General features: G+C 36.9%; 1 pseudogene. It reads right to left on the bottom strand.

Annotation, left to right across the window (positions count from 1 at the left end):
- Positions 1–1098, bottom strand: a pseudogene (locus FHL06_RS13940) (glycoside hydrolase family 65 protein); the annotation flags it as partial.

The following is a 1098-nucleotide window of genomic DNA, read 5'->3' as shown; positions in this document are numbered from 1 at the left end:
GTTCTTGGGAAACTTCCTTTAAAATTTGCAAAGTATATTTCAAAGTCCACTTGGCAAGAAAATTAGTGTACCAATTATTATCAACATTGTTCTCATACTCATCAGGTCCTGTTACACCATGAATCATATATTGACCGTTACGTTCACTGAAATGGACCCGATCGGCCCAGAAGCGTGAAATCTCGGTTAAGATTTTACTACCTTCGTTAAGTACAAATGATTCATCACCGGTATAACGAGTGTAGTTATAAATAGCAAATGCAATATCACCGTTACGGTGGATTTCTTCAAAAGTAATCTCCCATTCGTTATGACATTCAATACCGTTGAAAGTTACCATTGGGAACAAAGCACCTTTAAGTCCTTGCTCCTTAGCATTAACATAAGCACCCTTTAATTGGTTATAGCGATACATTAGGAGATTTCTCGACACTTCGGGATTTGATATTCCCAAATAAACAGGAATGCAGAAAGCTTCGGTATCCCAATAAGTTGCTCCTCCATACTTTTCACCAGTGAATCCTTTAGGACCGATATTAAGTCGAGAATCTTCACCGGAATAAGTTGTAAAGAGTCCAAAGAGATTAAAGCGCATACCTTGCTGTGCGTCAGTATCGCCATCAATCTTGATATCAGATTGATTCCAACGTTGAGTCCAAACATTTTCATGAGCCTTTAAAAGTTCCGAATAAGCTACTTTGGTAACTTTAAAAGTAATACCTTCCATAGCGTCACGTAAATTGTCGACCTCTTTATAATCACGTGAAGTTACTACGACTACACGTTTTTCAATCATACCAATTTCTTCTGGCTTCAAAGTTTTAGCGAAGGTCTGACTAGTTTCCAAATCAGTCACTTTTTGATTTACTTTTGGCAAATCAGTTACATAATGAACTTGCATTCCTGAAGTAAATCTTGGCGTACCAAAATCATTAAGCTTAGTTTTAGCAATCAAACTGTTATCAGTTATTTCCAAAACTTGCCAGAAACGTTCATCGTAATTAGCATCTTCATTTTTGACATCAGCATCAATCGCTGAGATCACTTTGATATCAACTGTCTGATCAGAAAGATTTTCGAAACTGACCTTTTGTACTG

Source organism: Companilactobacillus halodurans (assembly GCF_009600985.1).
Taxonomy (GTDB): Bacteria; Bacillota; Bacilli; order Lactobacillales; family Lactobacillaceae; genus Companilactobacillus; species Companilactobacillus halodurans.
The sequence above is the reverse complement of the archived record's forward strand: the minus strand, read 5'-3'. Positions and strand labels throughout refer to the sequence as shown.